The 3,653-nt window shown below is 39.9% G+C and carries 5 protein-coding genes; 1 reads left to right on the plus strand and 4 read right to left on the minus strand.

All coding sequences use genetic code 11. The features are described 5' to 3' along the window. The coding region (locus tag FTV32_RS16070; RefSeq protein ID WP_180029100.1) for a MobA/MobL family protein at positions 1 to 297 on the minus strand (297 nt) is incomplete at its 3' end. Beyond that, entirely contained in the window at positions 297 to 452 is a 156-nt protein-coding gene (locus FTV32_RS16075) for a hypothetical protein (protein ID WP_004847148.1), read from the minus strand. The genes FTV32_RS16075 and FTV32_RS16070, both read right to left, overlap by 1 nt. Before the next feature lie 280 nt (positions 453 to 732). Between FTV32_RS16075 and FTV32_RS16080 the strand changes: the two genes are divergently transcribed. Further along, positions 733 to 1,143 (plus strand): conjugal transfer protein TraD, encoded by a 411-nt coding sequence (locus FTV32_RS16080; RefSeq protein ID WP_179995789.1) that lies wholly within the window; start codon positions 733 to 735, stop codon positions 1,141 to 1,143. 237 nt (positions 1,144 to 1,380) lie between these two features. Here the strand turns inward: FTV32_RS16080 and lpxO are convergent, their stop codons facing one another. Then, on the minus strand, positions 1,381 to 2,295 hold the full coding sequence (gene lpxO, locus FTV32_RS16085; RefSeq protein ID WP_125273387.1) for a lipid A hydroxylase LpxO: 915 nt from the start codon (positions 2,293 to 2,295) through the stop codon (positions 1,381 to 1,383). Positions 2,296 to 3,294: 999 nt separating this feature from the next. Next, positions 3,295 to 3,653, minus strand: a 359-nt coding sequence (locus tag FTV32_RS16090) for a hypothetical protein (protein WP_180006237.1), incomplete at its 5' end; no start/stop codon positions are given.

Genomic DNA, 3,653 nt, shown 5'->3' on the forward strand with positions numbered 1-3,653 from the left:
CTGGATAAAGTCCTCAACCAGTTCTAAGCGTTGCTCGGCATTCATCTCTCTAGGTAGGGCAATTTCATATTCTCGATAGGTACTGCCATTTTTGCGCTCGTAAAGGTCGGCTGCCTGCCAAAAGGTAATCGGATTATGTTCAGCCCATTTCGGCATATTTCCATAGGCACTATGTTCAAGGTCGGTTTCTGCCTGTTCCTGTTTCAGCTTCTTTTCTTCATCCCGATCAATATATTCGGCATGCGGTGCTGCTTTGCCTGCCTTACCGACTTTGACACTTAAACGAGCAATCGCCATTAGGTCTTATCCTGTTCCTTTTTTCGGTTACGTTCTTTTTTAAACGCTCTTTGATCAAGTATCGAAGCCCACATCATAATGATGATAAGTAGCGGTGCTGCGATCACGCCAAAACTAATATCTTTGATTTTTCCCAAGACCTGTTTTAGTTGCATGCTGTTGCTCCTAGCTTTGGTACTTCTTTTTTTAATTCAATTGAAAATTGAATTAAAAAAAGAAGTTTCAGGGTTTTAGGGATGAAATCCCTAACGTGCTTAGGTTTCTCAATGAAATTGAGAAACGTCTAAGCGCGCCATCAAAATTTTGATGGAAGTGCAGGCGACAATATCTAGAACGAACTTTAACAAAATTGCGTACCTTGGACGTAATTATTTTGTTATCGTTCTTTGAGAATTGAGCATGTACTTTTGCGGTATCTGAATTAAGGAATTGAATATGAATAATGAATGGCTGTCTGAAAAAATTACCTACATTTCTGCATTAAAGAATCCAAGTGATGCTCAAAAACTTCTATTGGAATTGGCTCAAATTCAGTACCGAACACCTGAACAAGAAAAGAAATTAAATGCCCTTATCAAAGCTGAAAAAGCTATAGATCGAGCAAATAAACAGAAAGTCGTTGTTAGAAAATTACTCAATGCGGAAAAGGAAGCTGAACGTAAAGCTCGTACACGTCACCTCATCCAATTAGGCGCACTTTTTGAAATTGCTAACCTAGATCAGCGTGACCCCGCCGAATTACTTGGAGTTCTGCTTAAAACTGCTGAAATTGATCCAAATGATATGAAATGGCAAATTTGGAAAGAATTAGGACAAGAGATATTAAATCAACGTAAAATTAATTAACTACAAGAAACTTTTGCACCTTGAAACCTCATGCTTTATCTAACTTATAAGTTGCGATCTTAAAAATGAAAGAGATACGCGCTCATGTTGTTTTTAGTTTTAACTGGATAAAGCATAAAGCCATGCGTGGTTCAAATCCACTGTAAGCCTTGAAATAAATAGAAAAATCAAAAGGGCAGATAGGCTTCCCCTTTTCTGCCCAAATAAAAAAACGCCCCTCAGGGCGTTTAATGTACTTTAAAACACATAAGGTCGAACAAAGATCAGGAAGAAAATTCCGAGCATTAAGAACCACTTTAAGAAGTAGTACAGTTGACGGTTGGTTTTCTTCAAGGCTTTAGCTTTGATCCGCACTTGATAGACATAACCAAAGACTTTATTCAGTCCACCCGTTTGATCCCCTGCTTCATTTGGAGAGCTGGCAGCGGTCATAACTTTTTTACCAAACCAGTGATTGAAACGTTCCATAAAGCGTGTCTTTAATGGACGCTCGACATCGGCAAAGAAAATAATGCGGTTTTGATCAGTGGTGTTTTCGGCATAGTGAATATAAGTTTCATCAAAGACCACGCTTTCACCATCGCGCCATGAATAGCGCTCACCATCCACATCAATAAAGCAGCGATCATCATTCGGTGTGATCAACCCCAAGTGATAACGCAATGAACCCGCATAAGGGTCACGGTGACGAACCAAACGGCTGTCAGGTGCCAGCTCGGTAAACATCGCGGCTTTAATGGTCGGCAAGGTTTTCAGCAACGCCGTCGTTTTTGGACAAAGTTCAGCGGCTGATGGATGTGCAGAGTCATACCATTTCAGATAAAAACGCTTCCAGCCTGTTTTGAAAAAGGAGTTAAACCCCAAGTCATCATAACTGCTCGATGCTTTAATTCCGCCTTTTTCATATAAAGCTTTTGCTTCATCACGAATCATTTCCCAGTTTTCATCCAACACTTTTAAGTCTTGAAAATGCTGTGTATCGATATATGGCTGATTCGGTACCTTTGAAAACATGTACATGAGGTAGTTAATTGGCGCAAGAATCGTTGAGTGATCGAAAAATTGACGATAAAACGAGTGACGAACCTTCCCACGTTGCTGAATATAAAGTGCAGAAAGAATAAAAATCGCCAGAATGATCCACTTAATCATATGAAAACCTGGAAACCAAAGAAAACGAAATAAAAGAAAAAGACCAGTATTCGGTCTAGACTGCGAATTGTAGCATAGGCTGCAAAGTACGTCCTATTTCCAGCTTTTCATCACAAGTTTTCATTAATTATTGCAATTGGCACATGGTTTTATTGGAATAAGAAAAGCAAAGAAGTATTTAAAGAACTTAAACAAGCTATTGAAAACATAATTAATTAGTCAAATAGCCTAAGCAATAAAATTAGAATAGATCAAACATCCGCTTATTATTCTTAAACGCTTAATAAGCTCTCAACTTCTCAACTCGCCCCCAAAGCGTCGCACTTCGTGCTTTGGCTTTGGAAACGGTTGAGAGAGTTTCGGCAATACTCTCCCTAAAGGCGGTCATTTAAAAAAATGACGCATCCTTTAAGTATTGCCGATTTACCGTATATTCTTTTGGCTTCGGAGCCACGTATATCGGTCGTATCCGCACATAGCTTTGCAAACTATGCAGACAAGGACTAAAGGTCTTGCACCTCTCCCCACACGCTCCCTGTCGAAGTATGGCGGTATCTCTGCGAGGGTTTCCCCAACATACAACTTAACCAACCTATACAACTACTCTTAACGCTCCGCTTTTGTGAGATTCCCCTGTAGCGGTTTAGCCTTTCGACTATCGCTACGTTGCACCAGTGACACTTATTCCCTCCACATGCAACGCATGCCAATCCGTAAAACGGACACGCAGAAGCAGGCAAAGCTCGATCTATGATGCTTATTTGATGATTAAAAACACGTATTAACGAAGACTTATCATTTTGAGTCTTGATCTAAACACTGTTTATTGTGAAAATAGAGTTCAGGTACAAGCCTTGTGGTGAAATCTGCACGAGTTGGTAGCTCTGCTGATCTTCGTTACTTGATGTTAGCGCATCAAATAACTGCGTACCGCTGAATATAAAGCGAAAGCCCATTGAGTTTCAATACTGAATGGGCTTTTTCTTTTTCAGATGTTTGTTATTTAGGGTCTATCACGCAAAAATCTTTAGCATTTCCATATCCGCACTGTTCTTTCATCACTCGGACACACGTTTTAGATTCTCCATCGACTTTACAGCTTCCAAGATCAAACTGAATGCCTTGCTGTCTTAGGCTCTCGATCTGCGGGATATTTTCTAAAGGTTTGATATAAACACTAAACAGCCAAATGATGCCAAGCATAAGAATGGCGAAAATGCCTAAAACGATAGTGATGATTTTCCATGAAAATTGATCACTGGTTGATTCAATCGAGTTTTTTAAATGTCCAAGTGCTTTGGCGGTCTTAATAAGCTCCGCTGTACCCTCCTGTAAGCCCGTATTTAGCGATTTTGATA

It is taken from the genome of Acinetobacter sp. YH16032, assembly GCF_013417345.1.
Lineage (GTDB): Bacteria > Pseudomonadota > Gammaproteobacteria > Pseudomonadales > Moraxellaceae > Acinetobacter.